This window comes from Nostoc sp. ChiSLP03a (genome assembly GCF_034531215.2).
GTDB lineage: Bacteria > Cyanobacteriota > Cyanobacteriia > Cyanobacteriales > Nostocaceae > Nostoc.
The window spans coordinates 1-17110 of the sequence record NZ_JAVRBQ020000068.1 but is presented as its reverse complement, the minus strand read 5'-3'; the positions used below and the strand labels follow the sequence as shown (position 1 = coordinate 17110).

The following is a 17110-nucleotide window of genomic DNA, read 5'->3' as shown; positions in this document are numbered from 1 at the left end:
TCTATATCAATTCAATTTGTAGTGAATTTATGGTAACTGTAACACTGACGGCTGTTGCTACTGCGATCGCAACTACACTTTGGACTAAAGCACAAGAGAAAATCGGCGAAAACATTGGTGATGCTACATGGACGCTAGGTGGTAAGTTAATCGGATTACTCCGCCAAAAGAATCAATCGCCATTACTCACCAGTGCTGTAGAGGGAAATGAACCGCAGCGATTAGATTATGGTCAAGCAGTGCTGGAACTCAAAGCAGCAGCAGACGCAGACCCAGAAATTGCTCAAGCTGTTGTGGGAGTGGAAGCAGCAGTCAACAATGACCAATCTGAGAGTGCTAAGGAAATTAAAAAATTAGTAGAACAAATCAACTCGCACCCGTCAGTTGTCAACAATGCAAAGTTAGCAGATGAGATTAAGAATGTTTTCCAAGGCAATCAATTTAACGCCCCAGTTACATTTGGCTGACCGCAGTCGTCCCCAGGGGAGGATGGGACAAAGTTAACTCCCGATGACTGGCGTAAAATCTGCTGTGAAATACTTGCAGAACGGCGAAAGCTGACTACAAATCCTCTGACATTAACTGAGGGAGTCGCCCTGCAAGTTGATGATGTTTACGTGCCACTGGGATTAGTTGAGCGCAAAAAACCATCTAAGCGTCAAGGTGATATTTCTCTAGAGCAGGGGTCAGAACTGTACAAGGAGACAGAAATCACCAGAACATTTGAGCATGATGTTTTTTTTGAAGAAGTTCTTAAACAGAAGAATACGCCTAAAAGTCAAGGTAAGCGAATTGCAATTATTGGCGAACCAGGCGCGGGAAAGACAACACTTTTACAGCAGATTGCTGATTGGATATCTCGTGAGATTCACCAGTCCATTGTTATTTGGGTATCTTTAGCTGATTTGCGAGGGAAGGAACTAAAAACTTATTTATTCGAGAGTTGGCTAACTCAGGTAGCTGAGAAAACAGGTAAAGCTGAAGCCACTGAGCAACTGAAGAATGATTTTGTTGTTCTGTTTAATCAAAATAATGTGTGGCTGCTGCTAGATGGATTAGATGAAATGTCCGCATCTTCAGGTAATCCTCTAACAGAAATTGCATGGCAATTCCGTGAAGCAAGATTAATGTCTCAAGCGCGAATTGTGCTGACCTGTCGGGTTAATCTGTGGGATGGCAGCATTAATGCACTTGATGATTTTGACACTTATCGCACTTTAGATTTTTCTTATCCAGAACAGGTAGAGAAATTTATTCACAAATGGTTCGCTGCTATTCCCAAAACTGGAAAGCAGTTATGCACTGGTTTGAAAGAATCAGGTAAAGAAAGGATTCAGGATTTAGTCAAAAATCCTCTGCGATTAACGCTGCTGTGCTTGAATTGGCAATCAGGAGACGGTAAATTACCTGATACTCAAGCGGGACTTTATCAGCAATTTGTTGATGACTTCTACAAGTGGAAAAAAGAGGAATTTGCTACAAACTTTTACCAGCGTCAGCAACTTAATGTCAAATTGGGAGAATTAGCTAAAGCAGCAATAGATAAAGAAGCAACCCGTTTTCGTTTGCGGCAATATTTTATTAATCATTTCTTGGGAGATGCTGAGGATGAAAATTCGCTGCTGAAATTGTCACTGAAATTAGGCTGGTTGAACTGTGTTGGGATAGATCCGAATAGAAAACCTGTTTACGCTTTCTTTCATGCTTCATTTCAAGAGTACTTTGCTGCTAAAGCAATTGATGAGTGGCATTTCTTTCTCAACCATGTTACCGAAAATCCTAGTCAAGGAACTTATCGCATATTTGAACCGCAATGGAAGCAAACAATATTACTTTGGTTAGGGCGAGAAGAAGAAAACCTCAAACAGCAGAAGCAACAGTTTATTGATGCTTTAGTTAATTTTCAAGATGGATGTCAAAAATGTTATGAATATCGCGCCTATTTTTTAGCTACCGCAGGAATTGCAGAGTTTAGAAATTATTCTAGAGCAGATGAAATAATAGTGGAAATTATCAAGTGGACAATTAATAGTCCAAGTTTAATTATAAAGGAAGCTGTGTTAGCAGCATTGCAACAAACAGACCGTACAAAAGAGATCGCCGCTTTGGTGCAACTACTGCAATCAACTTCTGTGGATGACTACACCCGTAACCAGGCAGCACAAAGGTTAGAGGAAATCGGCACAGGCAATGAAATTGTAATCGCCGCTTTGGTGCAACTGCTGCAATCCAAAAATGTGGATGACTACACCCGTAAGCAGGCAGCAGAAAGCTTAGGGGAAATCGGCACAGGTAATGAAATTGTGATCGCCGCTTTGGTGCAACTGCTGCAATCCAAAAATGTGGATGACTACACCCGTAGGGAGGCGGCAGAAAGCTTAGGGAAAATCGGCACAGGCAATCAAACAGCGATCGCCGCCTTAATACAATTGCTGCAATCCAAAAATGTGAATGATAACCTCTGTTGGTGGGTAACAAAAAGCTTAGTGAAAATCGACACTGGCAATAAATTTGCGATCGCTGCCTTGGTACAACTGCTGCAATCAAATGATGTGGATGACTACATCCGTTTAGACGTAGCAAAAAGGTTAGTGAAAATCGACACAGGCAATGAATTTGCGATCGCTGCCTTGGTACAACTGCTGCAATCAAATGATGTGGATGACTACATCCGTTTGGACGTAGCAGAAAGCTTAGGGAAAATCGGCACTGGCAATGAATTTGCGATCGCTGCTTTGGTGCAACTGCTACAATTAACTACTGTGTCTGACACCACCCGTTGGCTGGCAGTAGACAGTTTAGAGAAAATCGACCCAGGCAATGAAATTGCGATCGCTGTTTTGGTGCAACTGCTGCAATCAAATCATGTGGATAACTACACCCATAGGGAGGCGGTAGATAGTTTAGAGAAAATCGACCTAGGTAATGAAATTGCGATCGCCGCCTTGGTGCAACTGCTACAATCAACTACCTTGTCTGACTACACCCGTAGGGAGGCGGCAGATAGCTTATGGAAAATCGACCCGGGTAATGAAATTGCGATCGCCGCCTTGGTGCAACTGCTGCAATCAAATCATGTGGATGAAGACATACGCTGGCACGCAGCAGATAGCTTAGGGCAAATAGACCCAGGTAATGAAATTGCGATCGCCGCCTTGGTGCAACTGCTGCAATCCAATCATGTGAATGACTACATGCGTAGGCTGACAGCACCTAGGTTAGGGAAAATCGACACAGGCAATCAAACAGCGATCGCCGCCTTGGTGCAACTGCTGCAATCAACTACTGTGTCTGACTCCATCCGTAGGGGGGCAGCATCAAGTTTAAGCAAAATTCTACAGGATAATAAACATCACTTTGAGGTAGTCAAAGCTTTAAGCGGTTATTGGCAATTAAATAATGATTACTACGATTTAGCCTGGAAATGCTCCCAGAATATGCCTTACCCCGATTTCTATCAAGCTTGGCATCAGCATCAATATAGTTCAGTTAAGGAAATTTATCTGTTAAGGGAGGTAGGGGGAGTAGAGGAGGCAGGGGAAGCAGGGGAGAAAATAAAAGGTTTAACTGAACCGTATTCGCATCAGCATAATTTTGCTACTCGTGCAATGCGAGCCTTAAAGAGAATCCTCTTCACAAGAATAATTTAACTACTTTTGCAGCAGTGACGTTACAAATCTAGTTGTGGTGGTAACGAACTTCGTTATATTTGTGGTAAAGGCTTAAATCAAAGCTGTCAGCTATTTACGAATTGGTAAAATACGCACCCTAGATTGAGCTTGGTCAATAGTAACCAATGCACCTGACTCCAGTAAGGATTCAAACTGATTCAGGGCTGAAATGACTAGATTTTCGATACTGTTTGGCAAAATATCCTGAGCGCGAACTTGAATTACACTGGGGGTATCAGCACCTGTTGCAGCTAACAAAGTACCAAAGTCTAAATCGTGAGTAAAGACGATATAACTGTTAGTTCTTGCCCACTCCATAATGATTGCATCTTTCTCACGCGGGTTGCCAATGGTAGACCAGTGGACAGACGAAATATTGTACCTCTGAAAAACTGCAACCCAATCAGGGGAAAGGTTCATATCAATCAGAATTTTCATGCACTTTTGAGAGGAACTTCAATTTCTTCAACTCGCCATGCAGCATAGGCAAGTGCCTCATAAATATCAGCTTCTTCGAGGTAGGGATATGCTTTAAGAATATCGTTATTGCTGTGTCCAGATGCCATTAACCCAACAATAGTACCAACAGTAATACGCATTCCTCGAATGCAGGGTTTACCACCCATCACTTCTGGATTGCGGGTAATTCTGGTGAGATTTTGCATGGTTGTTACCTCGTTATGTGAGGTTATCAGATTGAAGAATTATAAATATAGCAGGAGGCAGGGGGCAGGAGGCAGCTATGCTGGAGGTAAAAACATTACTCTTCCTGACAATCGTGAATGTCATTATGTCCTAACCTATATAACTACGGCTATAACTGCGTCCATTTTTCTATTATCCGATCTTTGGCGTTAAGCATTAGAGGTTGTTTTAAATTAGATGTATGTTGCGTGAAGCGCAGTCCAACCCAACATGGATCTTGGTGTTGGGTGTCGCGATGCTCTACCCTACATACATTTCAGTATCATGTTGTTACTCGTGCGATGCAAAGCTTAAAGAAAATCCTCTTCAGAAGAATTTGAGCAATTTTGCAGCAGCAACGTTACAAATGAAGTTCCTGTGGTAACAACAGCTTGTCCATTTGTTACTAACACAACCTGTTTGGTTACGAATGCAAATCCCTTAGTAACGAAAACTTATGCGTTCGTTACTAACACAACCTGTTTAGTTACGAATGCTTATCCATTTGTAGCAAACGCTTATGCGATCGTTACCAACACAACCTGTTTGGTTACGAATGCTTATCTATTTATGGCAAAACTTATGCGATCGTTATAACAGCTTAAGTAAAACTTATCAATATAAGTCCTAACCATACCTGACAGCTATTTTTAGGTAAGCAGCAATATCAAGGAGAATAGGCTCATTCCCTAAAATCCAAGGATAGAAAATGCTAAGATTCCAATCAAATATGGCATTTGCACAGCTATGACACCCACGCTGCACAAATCAATCTCCTTAGCAGAGTTCCTCAAACTGCCAGAAACCAAGCCTCCTAGTGAATTTATAGACAGTCATCGTATCTACCAGAAACCAATGCCACAAGGCAAACATTCCCGGCTACAACTAAAACTTTGTAATGCAATTAACCAAATTGCTGAAGAACAAGAAATTGCCTTGGCTTTTCCAGAATTACGCTGTACGTTTGGCGGACGTTCGATTGTCCCAGACGTGAGTGTATTTGCTTGGGAACGGATTCCCTTTGATGTTAATGGAGAAATTGAAAATACCTTTGGAATTTATCCTGATTGGACAATTGAAATTCTTTCACCAGAACAGAATACAACCAAGGTAATTATAAATATTCTTCACTGTCTAAAACATGGCACTCGATTAGGGTGGTTGATCGATCCAGATGAACGCTTAGTATTAGTATTTTTGCCAGGACAGCAACCTATAGAGATGACTGGAGACGAAATATTGCCTGTACCTGAATTATTACAACTTAATTTAACAGTTACGCAGGTTTTTGCATGGCTAAAACCAACAACAATTAATTAATGAAGATGATTAGTATTCAGTTAAAAAATCTAAGGCTAATATTTCAGAGTTTTTGAATTTTGAAAAGTTAATCCGAGGAGTTTTAGGTGACAAAAAACAATAAAAAAAAGGCTATTGCTCAAGCTATTTCTACAGCCGTTGCTCTGGGTTTAGTGATAATGCAAGTGGAATCAGCACAAGCTGCTACCTTGGTGGTTAATAATCTCAATGATAGTGGCGTTGGCTCGTTGCGAGATCCGATCGACATTGCAAATAGTAATGACGTGGTAGAGTTCCTATTGGGTAATAATCCCAGTACAATTACCCTGACAAGTGGGGCACTTACGATGCCTGCGGCTGGCTACGCCTACGCTAAAAATCTTACTATTAATGGCCCAAGTGCTAACTTACTTACCATCAGTAGCAATAATCACTTTCCCGTGTTTGACATTAACGCCGCGAATGTTACACTTTCTGGGCTTGCGATCGCTGCTGGTAATATTAATTTAAGATCAGCAGGCAACATAACTATCAACTCTGGTACTTTGATATTGAACTCTGGTGCTATTATATCGAAACCAGTACCCGAACCAAGTGCGATCGCTGGTAGTATACTTGCTGGTAGTCTGCCTTGGCTGGCGAAGACAAAGCAAGCAGCATTTCGCAAGGCAAAGGTATAATTACATATTAGAATAAATTCGCAAATAGTTTAAATACGAAGCCCGCTCAGACTTCTCTCTGCGCGGGCTAATTATTTTATGGGCAATTAGCCGGACGTAATATTAATGTCCCTGCAACTAAAATACTTCCAGGAACCTTTATTAAGCCTCAACCTTTACGCCCTTCCAAAAGGCGACATAACCTTCAATATTCTTAGCTTTCTCCTTAGCGCTGGGATAATACCAAGCAGCATCTTTGTTGACTTGTCCATCAACTTCGATACTGTAGTAACTGGCAACACCTTTCCAAGGACAAGTAGTGTGGGTGTTACTTTCAGTAAAATACTGCTTGTTAATGGCGTCAACAGGGAAATAATGGTTGCCCTCCACAACTACGGTATTATCACTCTCGGCTAAAGTAGCTCCATTCCAAATTGCTTTCGGCATAAATGACTTTGTAAATAAACTATACATATAACATTTTGACACTATCAGCTTATTTGTAGTGAATTTATGGAATCCATGACGCTGCCAAAATAGTTCAGATGTCACGAAGAGGCAATGAGTTACAGGATTTTCCTCTAGATATTAGTTGCAATCACTTTTATTTATCAATTTGAAAATTAAAAGCATTTGCTTACATCATGACGATTTTCTAACATATTGGTATGGAAAGTTTATTAGTCAAAAAAAGTTAGATTTCGGTTGATAGCCTCAAGCAAAAAATCTTTAAATATGTAAGTAAGCGATGCCTGCGGTGAGCGACGCTAAGGCACCTTTTGGCAATGCTTGTCAGCTAAAGATTTTATTTAACGTGAGTTCGACAAGTCCTTTTTTGAGCTTTTCCCCAACCCTTTTTGGACACGGAGAGCAAAGCCAAAACCATAATTTCTCCTTGCTCTCCCTTTCCCCGTGGGAGAGGGAGGTTGTCCAGGAGAGGTTCATCGAACTCACGTTTATTTAGCATATCTTTGCATGTTTGAAGTTTTGATTAAACCTACTCCAAATGTTTAATTTATCCAATGTGGATGAATTGTACCAACCCGTTTTAGTAATTAAAAAAAATCAACCGATTAAATGAACCGATCCTAAAAGTTTGAGATTAATAAACAGTTGACTCTATTACTAGAGAATACCGATTTCTATTGCATTTTGTTCTAATTGAGGATAACTCTATGAAATTTACCAATTCGCTAAAATCTGCACATATTATTGCTTGGATTAACTCTATGACTAAAATCACTTGCCTTCATAAAGCCAAGAATCATAATAGTCTATCAATAAAAACAGCCGTCAACTCTGAAATTTCCCCTAGCTATTCTACTAATGTCAATTATCTCAAACCTTTTGATACTGCTTTTATTGCCTATTACATGATGGGTTTTGGTAATAATTTTGAATGAGCTAATACCAATTTTTTATGAAGCTGCATAGAATTCGATCCCCCCTAGCCCCCCTTAAAAAGGGGGGAACCGGAAAAACATCTATCAAAGTCCCCCTTTTTAAGGGGGATTTAGGGGGATCAAGATATGTGCAACTTCACATTAAATTGGTATAAGTTACTTCTGTGCTTTTGAGGTGTAGCTTATATCATTTTATCCAGTACAGTTTTATTTAGAAAATACTTCATTTTTAACCTGGAGTAATTCTCTTAAAAAAGTTTTTTATCAAGCTTTCAGAGAATTATTTATCTTAAATATATGAGTAGTAAATAGTAAATGAATAAAACCGATTGGTTAATTACCTAAGCTTGAAATTGCTAAAAAAGAAAATTTTCTTACTTGAAAACATTAAATAATTTCTAATAAGGATAAAATCATGAAATTCACAACTTTGCTCAATTCTGCATTTATCATTACTTCTATGGCTTTTATGCCAGGAATTGCTGGCGCTCAAACAGTTAATACTAACAATGGTGGTGGACAAATAAATACAGATGTCAACTCTAATACTTTAGCTAACAATCCTACAGATACTAAATATCTGCAACCTTTTAATCTTGCCTTTCTCGCTTATCAAGGTTATTTAAAAAAGCAGGGTATTCCTAGTTATGGTACTTTGTTATTCAAATACCAAACCGGATACTTGACTGGGAAAGATGTGGTTCAGGCTGCTATTAGGGCTAATAAGTTACCAGCGGAAGTTTTGAACGATCGAGGTTATGTCAACGCAGTTGAGTTACAGATGAAATCATTTGGCGATACTAATGATTCACTCTAATCATTTGAAAGCTTAAAAACTTGAGTGCATATTTTCAGATGCCCCTCTATTGCTTCATTCCAAGTTGGGTGAAAGTTCCTTTTTCCATCCATTACCCCACCCATGACCAATGTTTCAAATACCATCGGTTGAGAAAGCGAGTTGCAACTGCCAGGGTTTAAGTCTATTCCCACGAATCTAGTTGAAATTATAGAGTCTTTAAGTTCATTGACCATAACTATGGTGCTGGCTGACATTATCCACAAAGACCACTCCATGAAGGACTCAACAGGAATTGGGGTTTGTCCTTCTAATTTGTAATAGTACTGATTAGACATAATCTCCATTTTGTCACTTCAAAAAATCCCAGCTTTCAGCCAAAGGAATCACCCAGACAAAGACCTCGTTATATTCGTCAGTTCGGGGATGCTTTTTAAAAGCCCTGCCACCACTAATTAATACTTCTGGGTAGTCTGACAGTTCTGGGAGTTTAATTGTTTTGCGCTCACCATCACTACGAATTAAAACAACTTCCATTCCGTTTTTGTCACTTCAAACTTTTAACTAATTCTCTAAATAACAGCCGCGCTCCTTTGGCTGCAATCCGATTCCTGACAAGTTTCACCGGACGACCCGCCAATTTTTCAGCGTCTAACTGTTCACCCAAGATTTTACCAATATCATTTTTCAGACGCGATCGCTTCGGTTCAATGCGAGTGAACACCCACTGCCACAAAGACTTACGACACAAATCAGATCCGCCCACTACTTTAGATTTACGGCTATCGCCTGATGCTTCCATTGAGGGAGCAGCGCCGAGGGCTTTTTGAAATCTCCTCAATGAAAGGTGGCGTTTGGTGGGCTTTTTCGAGTTTCGCCCCTGGCGTATCCTCACCTCTGGTTTACCGTCTAGTAAGAATCCCTCAATGGGGTATATCTGGGAAATAATCACCGACGAGAGGCGATCGCCAAACCCAAACATTTTAAAAACTGTGCGGTAATGGTCAAAGCGAGAGTCGGCAAGCAATTCTCGTAACTCTCCCTCGATGACGTGTTCCTCACTTTGCAGATTGCAAATCCTCAAAGCGTGTTGGCGAACGGTGTCAGTGATGCCCAAGCCTACTGTTTGGGAGTAAAGGCAGTCATAACGCTTACTTTTGCGAATTCCAGCAAGCCAACCCCAGAGCAAAGGCGCTTCACCAGATTCACCCCGCCGGGACTTTACTAGTGCAACTTCTGGAAACTGCCACGCTAAATCTTGACGCACCCGATTCATGATCGGGGATTGAACGCGGTTGAGGTGAGCAAGTCTCAGCACGAGTTCGCGGATTTTGACAATGGCGCGATCGCGGATTTGCACAAATCGCCGCGGGTCTTTTTGGTAGTCAAAGTAGTAACAGGCAAGGGCGAGAGCATCAGCATCATCATCTTTATCTGGTAGTGCTAGGTGGTTGGCTCGATAATTCCTCAGTTCTTTGTGACCAACCAAGCGCACTTCTACCCCGCTTCGTGCCAAGTGAGTACCCCAAAGCTTGCTATAGTTATTGCCAGTCGGTTCTAGTAGTGCGATGTCCGCGTTGAGGGCGAGTAAATCTTGAATTCCCTTTGCATCAGCGCTCAACTTAAAAAACGGACATTCGTAATAAAATTGACGTGGATCTTCGGGCTTTTCCGTAAGCAGACAAGCCGAAACTGAGGACTTGCTAACATCAAGCCCCAAAATTCTAATCATTCAGTTATCCTCTGGGTGGTTTCGTCTTGTCCCTGATGCCATGCCTGCGAATCACCCGAAGGCCACAACAGCCTAGTTCACTCTCAAGGCAAAACCAGAAACGGTAACTTCTGGTGACATAGGGAGGGAACAGCACACTCACAGCAGCCGAGCTTATGAATCATTGAAAGCCATAAGCTTGTTTCACAATAAAAGCCCTAAGCTGCTGTATGTCTGTGCTGTACGTCTGGGTTGGACTCCAGTCCGCGACGTGAGATTAACTCACGTTTCGGCTACCGAATCAAGTAGCCCGCGCCGTAGCGCGATCGCAACAATTGCGATTCATCAGGCGGTTCTAGAATTATCTAAAGTTAGTAGTTTAGTTGCGAAACTTTCATCATTCATAAATTTCATCATCATCAAATTCATCATCATTAAAATTGTCATATCCAACTAATGAATATGAGTTTTCTGGGTCAATTTCGTTAAGAATGTCAACTGTTGCTCGACCCATGAGAACGTCAAAAACTGAGTAGCCACCATTAGCTATCACACGGTCAATTTTCATCATCTTAAAAGCTTCCTCTAGTTCCGGTGTCCTAAGTCTGGGGTCAATATCCTCAATGGTGTTTATTGGCGTTGGTTCTTCGTTGCCGTCGATCCAGCGCTCATACTGACTGTTGCAGAATTCAACAAAAGCTTGAGCGCCAGCAGGTGTTTCTGGATTTGGCGCAGTTTCTAAAAAATCGCCCAGTTCCTTACTTCGGGCAAACCCTTCCTCCCAACACTTCATAGATTCGATCCACTTGGCATTAATAGCAAAGCCGCCTTTAGAAACTGCCTCGGTTGCAACTTCAAGCGGATCGGCGTTGTGGTGAATTGCAATAATTTGGGCTAAGGCTTGTGACTGGAAACTACTCAAGCGTTCAATATCAGTTATCCACAAGGCAATCACATCACCGTCATCTGTGGTCACGCGCTCTAAGGCGAATGGATCGCGCATGGGTATCATCCCATCTGGGAACAGGTCTAGGATTGGTTCGTAGGGATTACCGGGCTTGAGCTTCACCCAAGTGTCATGTTTGGTCATTAGTCCATGATTATGTGCTATTTTTTACTTGTTTGAATTGATTTTTTTTAGCTGCGATCGCACCCCTCCCGGTACTGCGATCGCAAAAATTTTCAGCTATCCTTGGTTAACAACTCCCTGTGGTTGGGGTACGTCGTAAACTACCTCAAACACTCCTCCCCCTTGGCGGAAAATGCTTATGTAAGCATCGGCTTCGGTGCGAGTCCGAAGTCTAGCAACACATTTATTTTTACCGTTGGCTAGACGTTGGAAAATTGCCCACGGTGTTAATTGGTCGCGGTAATTCATAATTCAAAATTCCTAATTTTCAAAAAAAAGACCAGCGCAAACTCTCCAGCCTGCGCTGGCGCAACCTTATATTTTCAGAGTGTTGTTGTTAGTGGGTTTATTGCTGCATAGGCGACTCCTGTTTCTCAACGACAAAGTTTTGACCCCAGCGGATTTGGACGATAATCGCTTCCATGATTCCTGTTTGGTCCGCGATGGTCAGCTGTTCGATCATCTGCTTGGCAATGGTGAATATTTCCTCTCGACAATCACCTTCTAGTTGACAGCCGACGTGTGACGCCAGGGCGGTGAGGATAACCAACTTTTCTCGCTTGCTGATTTTCTCGAATGCTGCGCCATACTTATCCTGCAATGTCGCAAGCAATGTATCGTCACCTGGGGTGGAATTGGTGTAATATCCGAGCGGCTTACTCATTGGTACAATTTCCTTGATGCAAATAAATAGTAGACTTGGCGATCGCTATCCAAAATCAGGGATGGTAGGCGATCGCCTTTTCAATTAGCCTTCCTCCTCGTCGTCGTCATCCTCCATATCCGTGGTAATTACGATATTCACCTTGAATCCAGTGGTGTTTAATGCTTTGTCTAGTTTGGTTACTTGGTGGATATCTCTAATGAAAAATTCCTGACGGTCAATATCTTTGATGGCTATCTCTGCCTCTGGCTGGAAGCCTTGCAGTTTTTCAATCAGATATTTGACCTTCATTTCATCTCCTCCTCTGCTTTACTGCCGACGAGGATATTCAAGCCTTTGGCTTCGGACTTGAAATCAACGATCTCAAATTCTTGATCGTCGGCAACAGTTTTTATAGTTACCACCATTGCACCGGGGTAGTCTTCCAGGACATCAATTAATTCTTGAACTGTAGTTGTCATCTGGTTTTTTTAGTTGTAAGTGTGCAGACATCAAAATATCACCGCTGAGTGAACAGCGTTATGTAACTGTTATGTGATTGGGATTAGTCCTCCATTACCTCTGAGTCGAACTCAACCTCTATGTAACGGCGGACATCTGTGCTGTTGCGATTTGCATAATTTTCACTTTCACTTACGAGTGACAGTGCAGTAATGCTTTGCTCAACTTTGTGCAGGAATTTACTAAAGGCTTCTACGTCTCTGGGGCCTCCTGTTATACGAATTTTGATTCTGCCCATTATGTTTACCGATTGACTGTTGACTTGAGGGTGTTTCCGCGCCGGGGCACAAGGCAGTGGCGTGGGTGCTTGCTCCTGAATGGGCCCTCACAGGCTCAATGGCAAGGGTGAGGGGGGAGCTAAAAAAATAGTTTTATATGTGAAAAACTAATGTTGTGTTAATCATACAGAAAACGTCTTGTCAAGTTTTCTATATGAGAAATTGATTTTCTATATGTAAAATGGGGGTTGACGTGAGTAACTTAATCGGAGATGGCAAGACCAAAGAAACTAGCGGAGGACGCGAAGAACGTCAGCCTGTTTATCAGCGAGAGCGACTGGCTGAAATTCAACAGCAAGGCCAAGGAGATGGGTATGAGCAGGGCGGACTTGATAGCAGCTATAGCTCAGGAAAAAATTTATTTAGTAGAATCGAATCCCTTATCGCAGGAGGAGATTTCGATCCTGGAAAAGTGTTAGAAGCCGTTCGCATGATCAGGGATGCACATTTATCTTATGTACGCGCACACAAGCAACGGCTGAAAACAAGACTTAATGAGGCTGAAGATAACGAAACTGATTTTATCAAATCCTGTGACCTAGTAGAACAAAAAATCCAGGGTTTTATAGACAAAACAGAAACAGTATCAAAAACCGAAGATTAAACCGTCCTGCCACTGTGGTATGGGCGGTTTTGTTTTGTGAAGAGGGTGCGAAGTTACAAATGCGGGATCTCCCGATGTCTCAATCAGGTTATTTCCCGCATCGTGGAATTGAACATCTACTTTCAATTCCTGTGTACATTCTAATCAGCCTTCTGCTCAACCTTTGCATTATCTATTACTGCATAGTCGCCTTAATAGCAGTGTTTCAACAGGTTCGCCGCCAGTGGCAAATCCTTGTATCTAAATTCACTAGCCAACCCCAACCACGCAGCAGAGTATCCAATTCATACCGCAACGACCCCAGAAACAGATACCTACAAGCCGATCTACTAACCTTGCTCAAAGGTGACGTGGCATCCGCCAAAAGACTTTTGGCACAGCAGCGGCGAAAAAACCCAGGTCAGTCAGATAACTGGTATTTAGAGAAAGTTATTTATGACCTAGAGAGAGATCGGCGATAACCAACTGCGATCGCGGTGTGGGGTTGGGGGAGGGGTGCGATCGTGCAGCGCTAACTAATAACTAATGACCAATGACCAATGACTAAATCAAAAATTACATCAAAAGTAGTTCGAGCCAGAAGCCTTGCAATATATGAGCTAGAGAAATTCATTGGATACATCGGCACTATCGACCCAGAACTGAGTCCCGATAAAACGATAGTGCTAACAGCATCATTACTGGCAGGAATGCCAACACTATTTGAAGAAAATCCCGCGATGCTGAATTACGTAAAAGAGATGGCAGCTAGTATCAAGACCTCTCCACTGAAATAAAAAAAAACAAAAAGCCACCGGAAGATTTAGCGATCGGGGTGGCTCTCTGAAAAACAAACTAATAGTATTATGCCAGAAAATTCACTTAAAAATTCACTTCCGTGGACGGAAGCACACGAAGCATTCTGCTATCAACACCATATTCCACCCGCCGCAAAAATACTTTGGCAGTGGCTCATAAGGCAAGGACAAATTGCAAGTGAAATAGAGCCAGATTTATCAGAATTTAATACCTGGGTAGCAAAAAGCAGAGGGAAACCATACGCTCATAATTACCTCAAAAAGATATTTGAAATACTGGTATCATGCCGTGTTGTACAAGTAATCAAACAATATTCTTGGAAGATAACCAAGTTACTTGTAAGACCCCTCTCATGGTTAAATCCACCCAAAAAGCCGCGAGAAAAAAAGTTATATAACCATAACTCTAGTTACAATTCACCCCCCTCAAATGATACTAATGCTGAACCAGGGGTAAACAGCAGCAGCAATAATATTACTCCTACAACCGCGGAATTTATAGAGTTAGAAAGACAACACGAGATACTGACAGCTTGTGCTGAGTATGAAATATACTTTGATCCAAATAAACGAACAACTAGACAACTCTTTGAGTTTGCAATTGAGGAAGTCAGATTAGCTCTAAAGCACTTTGTGAAACGTGGTGGAAATCAAGCAATTAACAATCCTCAAGGGTGGTTAATCAACTGTTTGCATAACTCTTATTGGGAAGACGAAACGCTTAATTTATATCAATTTTTGATTGCTTTAAAATCTTGGTTCCCTAGCAAGCTCCCAAGGGATTACTAGGGAATAACTGCATAAAAAAACTGCTTCCTCCTGGAAGCAGCGACCATAATAACCAGTTTGATTATGAACCAACCTACACTTTTTGATTTAGAAGCTTTTACTAAGTCCCCAGTCCCCATTCCCACTTCCGATCCTTACTGGGATGAAGAAACTGCGCCCCAACATCCCCAACCAGAAACCAGATGGAATCCCGCTCACTTTGGTGAGGTTGACCGCAAAGTTGAGCATGACGGACAAGTTTCTATTTTTTGGGATGACAGCGAGGAGCCACCAGACCCAGACGACTATTTAACCCTGGATGATTACGAGCAAGCCTGGGCTGAATGGGAATTACGTGTTGGGGCGCAAGTTACATCTGACACAACCGTAGAATCATGTGTTGGGGCGCAAGTATCACAAGTTACCCAAAAAGTTGCGCCCCAACACGATACCCACTGGGTAGAGAAGTACTGGGTAGAGCGCTCAAATAATAAATATTGGTATTTTCGGTACTGTTGGATGCAGGGACGGAAGAAAAACCGCCGTTACCTGGGTAGCGTCGATAGTGCGATCGCAAAACAGAAAAAGGCAGATGTGGAAATTGCGATTAGCGATGGGCAGTCACCCCAGGAGATTGAAAAGTTGATTCGTCAGCAGCGTGGGAAAGCGCGATCGCACTCCTGAAACGTCGTAATTCATCCCAGCGCCGACTAGTAGTCGAGCCAGTACGACTGTACTGATTAGGATGAAATTCTGCAATTCTTTCTTCTACAAAAGAGTCAATAGCCCGTAAAATCAGCTGTTGATCCATGACGTGACCAGAGTCAACGGCATAAGCGTATTCTAAAATTTGTTCTGCAAGTGCAATCGGTACGCGGATCGATTGAGTTTTACCGTGATTCCAAGCTGGTTGCCAGCTGGTGCGATTCTTCCCCGGCTTTAGCATTACCATTACCTTGAAAGGCCTGTTTCAAGGCAGGATACAGCGTTTTTGGTGCAATTGCTAGTCCCCAGTCCCCAATACCCAATGCCCAATAAAAAGCGATCGCGCTAAATAAGATGAACGCGCGATCGCAAGAAAAGGTTAGGTGTTCTAACCGAGTCCAGCCTATCCTCCATGTCTTGCTTTGTCACAGATTGGGGTAAACGCGGTCTACTTCATCCCATGCTTGGTTAGTGAGATTTTCCAATGCCATAGCCAAATATACAGGGTGGTCGTATTCCCCTTTCTGCAAGCGGTCGAAAAATATCTCAATTTGCAGGAATAGCAGGTTGGGGTTCATAGAGTTGCGATCGCGCTTTTGACTTCATCAAGTTCGACATCGATATAAGGGTCAAGCCCTTTGTTATCACGGTGTCCAGTGATTTTGCGAATCACATCCTTATCAACAGAATTTTTCCGCAATCGGTTTACCAAGCTCCGGCGGGTACTGTGAGTTGAGATTCCCTTGGTAGTCATTCCTGCCTTTTGGGTGGCCCGCTGGAGAATGTCGTAAGCGTTCCGCCAGGTAATTGGTTTTGTGCCGCAGCGTGAAGGGAAAAGCCACCCAGAGTTATCAGGCTCAAATGTTTGAAGAGATTCTTTCAAACTTTCGTGAACTGGAATCTCCACAGTTTCAGCTGTGCCATCTGGGCGATGTTTTCTGACCATTGCCGGAAAAATCAGTACGTCTTTGGGTAAGCCATTGCGATCGTAAACATCTTCAGTTTTCAGTTGAACCAATGCCCCCCAGCGCTCACCTGTATACCAGGCTAAATCCATTAGTAATTTATACTTATCGGTTTTGACTTGTCTTTTGATTTTGACAAACTCACTATCTGAGATGACCGCGGCTTTTCCCTTTCTGTTATTCTTTGGCATAGATATAAAAAAGAAACTTATAGTATTCCGCTTTTACCTGGTTCAGAGGTAAAAGTGGAATTTCCTAAATATTCACTATTAGTAAATATTCGCTCAATCCTATTCCCAGCAAAGGATACGCGTCGTCAGTAAATATTCCACTTCTACATAAAAGTGGAACATTTACTGTTTTTTGATAAAAGCATAAAACAGATTTATTCACTCACAAAAAAATCTGTTTTATGGCAGAACCAAGCTTGACTTCAGTATTCGGTGCGAATGCTTCTCAAACCTCCACCGACCTTG

The 17110-nt window shown here is 42.1% G+C and carries 27 protein-coding genes; 12 read left to right on the top strand and 15 right to left on the bottom strand.

The genetic code is table 11. The features are described from left to right. Positions 1–29 precede the first annotated feature (29 nt). Together RMY32_RS11365 and RMY32_RS11360 are read left to right on the top strand one after the other, a co-directional pair. The gene (locus RMY32_RS11365; protein ID WP_322713713.1) at positions 30–467 is read left to right on the top strand and encodes a hypothetical protein; all 438 of its coding nucleotides are present in this window, start codon (positions 30–32) and stop codon (positions 465–467) included. Between the two features lie 150 nt (positions 468–617). Next, positions 618–3650, top strand: coding sequence for a HEAT repeat domain-containing protein (locus RMY32_RS11360; RefSeq protein ID WP_322713712.1), 3033 nt, complete (start codon positions 618–620; stop codon positions 3648–3650). 90 nt (positions 3651–3740) lie between these two features. Here RMY32_RS11360 and RMY32_RS11355 read toward each other — a convergent pair whose 3' ends face one another. Together RMY32_RS11355 and RMY32_RS11350 are read right to left on the bottom strand one after the other, a co-directional pair. Then, complete coding sequence (locus RMY32_RS11355; protein WP_322713711.1) at positions 3741–4109, bottom strand: DUF5615 family PIN-like protein; 369 nt, start codon at positions 4107–4109, stop codon at positions 3741–3743. Continuing rightward, positions 4106–4336: a DUF433 domain-containing protein gene (locus tag RMY32_RS11350; protein WP_292779210.1), complete on the bottom strand. Its 231-nt coding sequence runs from the start codon at positions 4334–4336 to the stop codon at positions 4106–4108. Before RMY32_RS11350 ends, RMY32_RS11355 begins: the two co-directional genes overlap by 4 nt. A gap of 397 nt (positions 4337–4733) precedes the next feature. Between RMY32_RS11350 and RMY32_RS11345 the strand changes: the two genes are divergently transcribed. The 3 genes from RMY32_RS11345 to RMY32_RS11335 all read left to right on the top strand — a co-directional run bounded on the left by RMY32_RS11345 (position 4734) and on the right by RMY32_RS11335 (position 6334). Next, positions 4734–4952 carry a hypothetical protein gene (locus RMY32_RS11345; protein WP_322713709.1) on the top strand — a complete coding sequence of 73 codons (219 nt, stop codon included), beginning with the start codon at positions 4734–4736 and terminating at the stop codon, positions 4950–4952. 150 nt (positions 4953–5102) lie between these two features. Then, positions 5103–5675 carry a Uma2 family endonuclease gene (locus RMY32_RS11340; RefSeq protein WP_322713707.1) on the top strand — a complete coding sequence of 191 codons (573 nt, stop codon included), beginning with the start codon at positions 5103–5105 and terminating at the stop codon, positions 5673–5675. A gap of 86 nt (positions 5676–5761) precedes the next feature. Continuing rightward, a complete protein-coding gene (locus RMY32_RS11335) occupies positions 5762–6334 on the top strand; it encodes a hypothetical protein (RefSeq protein WP_322713706.1) in 573 nt (190 codons plus the stop codon). A gap of 141 nt (positions 6335–6475) precedes the next feature. On the opposite strand, the gene RMY32_RS11330 is transcribed toward RMY32_RS11335, so the two are convergent. Then, positions 6476–6760, bottom strand: coding sequence for a DUF427 domain-containing protein (locus RMY32_RS11330; RefSeq protein ID WP_322713705.1), 285 nt, complete (start codon positions 6758–6760; stop codon positions 6476–6478). Between the two features lie 782 nt (positions 6761–7542). Between RMY32_RS11330 and RMY32_RS11325 the strand changes: the two genes are divergently transcribed. After that, complete coding sequence (locus tag RMY32_RS11325) at positions 7543–7716, top strand: hypothetical protein (RefSeq protein WP_409882752.1); 174 nt, start codon at positions 7543–7545, stop codon at positions 7714–7716. Between the two features lie 415 nt (positions 7717–8131). Continuing rightward, positions 8132–8533, top strand: coding sequence for a hypothetical protein (locus RMY32_RS11320; RefSeq protein WP_322713703.1), 402 nt, complete (start codon positions 8132–8134; stop codon positions 8531–8533). On the opposite strand, the gene RMY32_RS11315 is transcribed toward RMY32_RS11320, so the two are convergent. From RMY32_RS11315 to RMY32_RS11275, 9 genes are all read right to left on the bottom strand, one after another. After that, positions 8530–8850, bottom strand: a complete 321-nt coding sequence (locus RMY32_RS11315; protein WP_322713702.1) for a hypothetical protein — start codon at positions 8848–8850, stop codon at positions 8530–8532. The genes RMY32_RS11320 and RMY32_RS11315 overlap by 4 nt on opposite strands. 13 nt (positions 8851–8863) lie before the next feature. Further along, the gene (locus tag RMY32_RS11310; protein ID WP_322713700.1) at positions 8864–9049 is read right to left on the bottom strand and encodes a hypothetical protein; all 186 of its coding nucleotides are present in this window, start codon (positions 9047–9049) and stop codon (positions 8864–8866) included. Positions 9050–9059: 10 nt separating this feature from the next. Continuing rightward, a complete protein-coding gene (locus RMY32_RS11305; RefSeq protein WP_322713699.1) occupies positions 9060–10244 on the bottom strand; it encodes a transposase in 1185 nt (394 codons plus the stop codon). Positions 10245–10620: 376 nt separating this feature from the next. Next, complete coding sequence (locus RMY32_RS11300) at positions 10621–11313, bottom strand: hypothetical protein (protein ID WP_322713698.1); 693 nt, start codon at positions 11311–11313, stop codon at positions 10621–10623. A gap of 96 nt (positions 11314–11409) precedes the next feature. Further along, entirely contained in the window at positions 11410–11601 is a 192-nt protein-coding gene (locus RMY32_RS11295) for a hypothetical protein (protein ID WP_322713697.1), read from the bottom strand. Positions 11602–11698: 97 nt separating this feature from the next. Next, positions 11699–12016: a hypothetical protein gene (locus tag RMY32_RS11290; RefSeq protein ID WP_322713696.1), complete on the bottom strand. Its 318-nt coding sequence runs from the start codon at positions 12014–12016 to the stop codon at positions 11699–11701. Positions 12017–12100: 84 nt separating this feature from the next. Beyond that, a complete protein-coding gene (locus RMY32_RS11285) occupies positions 12101–12307 on the bottom strand; it encodes a hypothetical protein (RefSeq protein ID WP_322713695.1) in 207 nt (68 codons plus the stop codon). Continuing rightward, positions 12304–12477, bottom strand: a complete 174-nt coding sequence (locus tag RMY32_RS11280; protein ID WP_322713694.1) for a hypothetical protein — start codon at positions 12475–12477, stop codon at positions 12304–12306. Before RMY32_RS11280 ends, RMY32_RS11285 begins: the two co-directional genes overlap by 4 nt. Before the next feature lie 83 nt (positions 12478–12560). Next, positions 12561–12755, bottom strand: coding sequence for a hypothetical protein (locus tag RMY32_RS11275; protein ID WP_322713693.1), 195 nt, complete (start codon positions 12753–12755; stop codon positions 12561–12563). Positions 12756–12988: 233 nt separating this feature from the next. Between RMY32_RS11275 and RMY32_RS11270 the strand changes: the two genes are divergently transcribed. From RMY32_RS11270 to RMY32_RS11250, 5 genes are all read left to right on the top strand, one after another. After that, complete coding sequence (locus tag RMY32_RS11270) at positions 12989–13399, top strand: hypothetical protein (protein ID WP_322698426.1); 411 nt, start codon at positions 12989–12991, stop codon at positions 13397–13399. Between the two features lie 74 nt (positions 13400–13473). Beyond that, a complete protein-coding gene (locus RMY32_RS11265; protein WP_322713692.1) occupies positions 13474–13860 on the top strand; it encodes a hypothetical protein in 387 nt (128 codons plus the stop codon). A gap of 78 nt (positions 13861–13938) precedes the next feature. Continuing rightward, positions 13939–14175: a hypothetical protein gene (locus RMY32_RS11260; RefSeq protein WP_322713691.1), complete on the top strand. Its 237-nt coding sequence runs from the start codon at positions 13939–13941 to the stop codon at positions 14173–14175. Between the two features lie 69 nt (positions 14176–14244). Beyond that, the gene (locus tag RMY32_RS11255; protein WP_322713690.1) at positions 14245–14985 is read left to right on the top strand and encodes a hypothetical protein; all 741 of its coding nucleotides are present in this window, start codon (positions 14245–14247) and stop codon (positions 14983–14985) included. Between the two features lie 63 nt (positions 14986–15048). Then, a complete protein-coding gene (locus RMY32_RS11250) occupies positions 15049–15648 on the top strand; it encodes a DUF4102 domain-containing protein (protein WP_322713689.1) in 600 nt (199 codons plus the stop codon). Here the strand turns inward: RMY32_RS11250 and RMY32_RS11245 are convergent. The 3 genes from RMY32_RS11245 to RMY32_RS11235 form a co-directional block, all read right to left on the bottom strand. Further along, entirely contained in the window at positions 15572–15910 is a 339-nt protein-coding gene (locus RMY32_RS11245) for a hypothetical protein (RefSeq protein WP_322713688.1), read from the bottom strand. The genes RMY32_RS11250 and RMY32_RS11245 overlap by 77 nt on opposite strands. Before the next feature lie 184 nt (positions 15911–16094). Then, positions 16095–16247 carry a hypothetical protein gene (locus RMY32_RS11240; protein ID WP_322666158.1) on the bottom strand — a complete coding sequence of 51 codons (153 nt, stop codon included), beginning with the start codon at positions 16245–16247 and terminating at the stop codon, positions 16095–16097. After that, complete coding sequence (locus RMY32_RS11235; RefSeq protein ID WP_322713687.1) at positions 16244–16825, bottom strand: tyrosine-type recombinase/integrase; 582 nt, start codon at positions 16823–16825, stop codon at positions 16244–16246. The genes RMY32_RS11240 and RMY32_RS11235 overlap by 4 nt, the downstream gene beginning before the upstream one ends. Positions 16826–17110: the final 285 nt, after the last annotated feature.

Bases quoted from the DNA above. Each gene is read 5' to 3' on its own strand.
- RMY32_RS11365 (WP_322713713.1), top strand. From the start codon at position 30: ATGGTAACTGTAACACTGACGGCTGTTGCTACTGCGATCGCAACTACA.
- RMY32_RS11355 (WP_322713711.1), bottom strand. From the start codon at position 4,109: ATGAAAATTCTGATTGATATGAACCTTTCCCCTGATTGGGTTGCAGTT.
- RMY32_RS11350 (WP_292779210.1), bottom strand. From the start codon at position 4,336: ATGCAAAATCTCACCAGAATTACCCGCAATCCAGAAGTGATGGGTGGT.
- RMY32_RS11340 (WP_322713707.1), top strand. From the start codon at position 5,103: ATGACACCCACGCTGCACAAATCAATCTCCTTAGCAGAGTTCCTCAAA.
- RMY32_RS11330 (WP_322713705.1), bottom strand. From the start codon at position 6,760: ATGCCGAAAGCAATTTGGAATGGAGCTACTTTAGCCGAGAGTGATAAT.
- RMY32_RS11325 (WP_409882752.1), top strand. From the start codon at position 7,543: ATGACTAAAATCACTTGCCTTCATAAAGCCAAGAATCATAATAGTCTA.
- RMY32_RS11320 (WP_322713703.1), top strand. From the start codon at position 8,132: ATGAAATTCACAACTTTGCTCAATTCTGCATTTATCATTACTTCTATG.
- RMY32_RS11315 (WP_322713702.1), bottom strand. From the start codon at position 8,850: ATGTCTAATCAGTACTATTACAAATTAGAAGGACAAACCCCAATTCCT.
- RMY32_RS11310 (WP_322713700.1), bottom strand. From the start codon at position 9,049: ATGGAAGTTGTTTTAATTCGTAGTGATGGTGAGCGCAAAACAATTAAA.
- RMY32_RS11305 (WP_322713699.1), bottom strand. From the start codon at position 10,244: ATGATTAGAATTTTGGGGCTTGATGTTAGCAAGTCCTCAGTTTCGGCT.
- RMY32_RS11300 (WP_322713698.1), bottom strand. From the start codon at position 11,313: ATGACCAAACATGACACTTGGGTGAAGCTCAAGCCCGGTAATCCCTAC.
- RMY32_RS11295 (WP_322713697.1), bottom strand. From the start codon at position 11,601: ATGAATTACCGCGACCAATTAACACCGTGGGCAATTTTCCAACGTCTA.
- RMY32_RS11290 (WP_322713696.1), bottom strand. From the start codon at position 12,016: ATGAGTAAGCCGCTCGGATATTACACCAATTCCACCCCAGGTGACGAT.
- RMY32_RS11285 (WP_322713695.1), bottom strand. From the start codon at position 12,307: ATGAAGGTCAAATATCTGATTGAAAAACTGCAAGGCTTCCAGCCAGAG.
- RMY32_RS11280 (WP_322713694.1), bottom strand. From the start codon at position 12,477: ATGACAACTACAGTTCAAGAATTAATTGATGTCCTGGAAGACTACCCC.
- RMY32_RS11275 (WP_322713693.1), bottom strand. From the start codon at position 12,755: ATGGGCAGAATCAAAATTCGTATAACAGGAGGCCCCAGAGACGTAGAA.
- RMY32_RS11265 (WP_322713692.1), top strand. From the start codon at position 13,474: ATGTCTCAATCAGGTTATTTCCCGCATCGTGGAATTGAACATCTACTT.
- RMY32_RS11260 (WP_322713691.1), top strand. From the start codon at position 13,939: ATGACTAAATCAAAAATTACATCAAAAGTAGTTCGAGCCAGAAGCCTT.
- RMY32_RS11255 (WP_322713690.1), top strand. From the start codon at position 14,245: ATGCCAGAAAATTCACTTAAAAATTCACTTCCGTGGACGGAAGCACAC.
- RMY32_RS11250 (WP_322713689.1), top strand. From the start codon at position 15,049: ATGAACCAACCTACACTTTTTGATTTAGAAGCTTTTACTAAGTCCCCA.
- RMY32_RS11245 (WP_322713688.1), bottom strand. From the start codon at position 15,910: ATGCTAAAGCCGGGGAAGAATCGCACCAGCTGGCAACCAGCTTGGAAT.
- RMY32_RS11240 (WP_322666158.1), bottom strand. From the start codon at position 16,247: ATGAACCCCAACCTGCTATTCCTGCAAATTGAGATATTTTTCGACCGC.
- RMY32_RS11235 (WP_322713687.1), bottom strand. From the start codon at position 16,825: ATGCCAAAGAATAACAGAAAGGGAAAAGCCGCGGTCATCTCAGATAGT.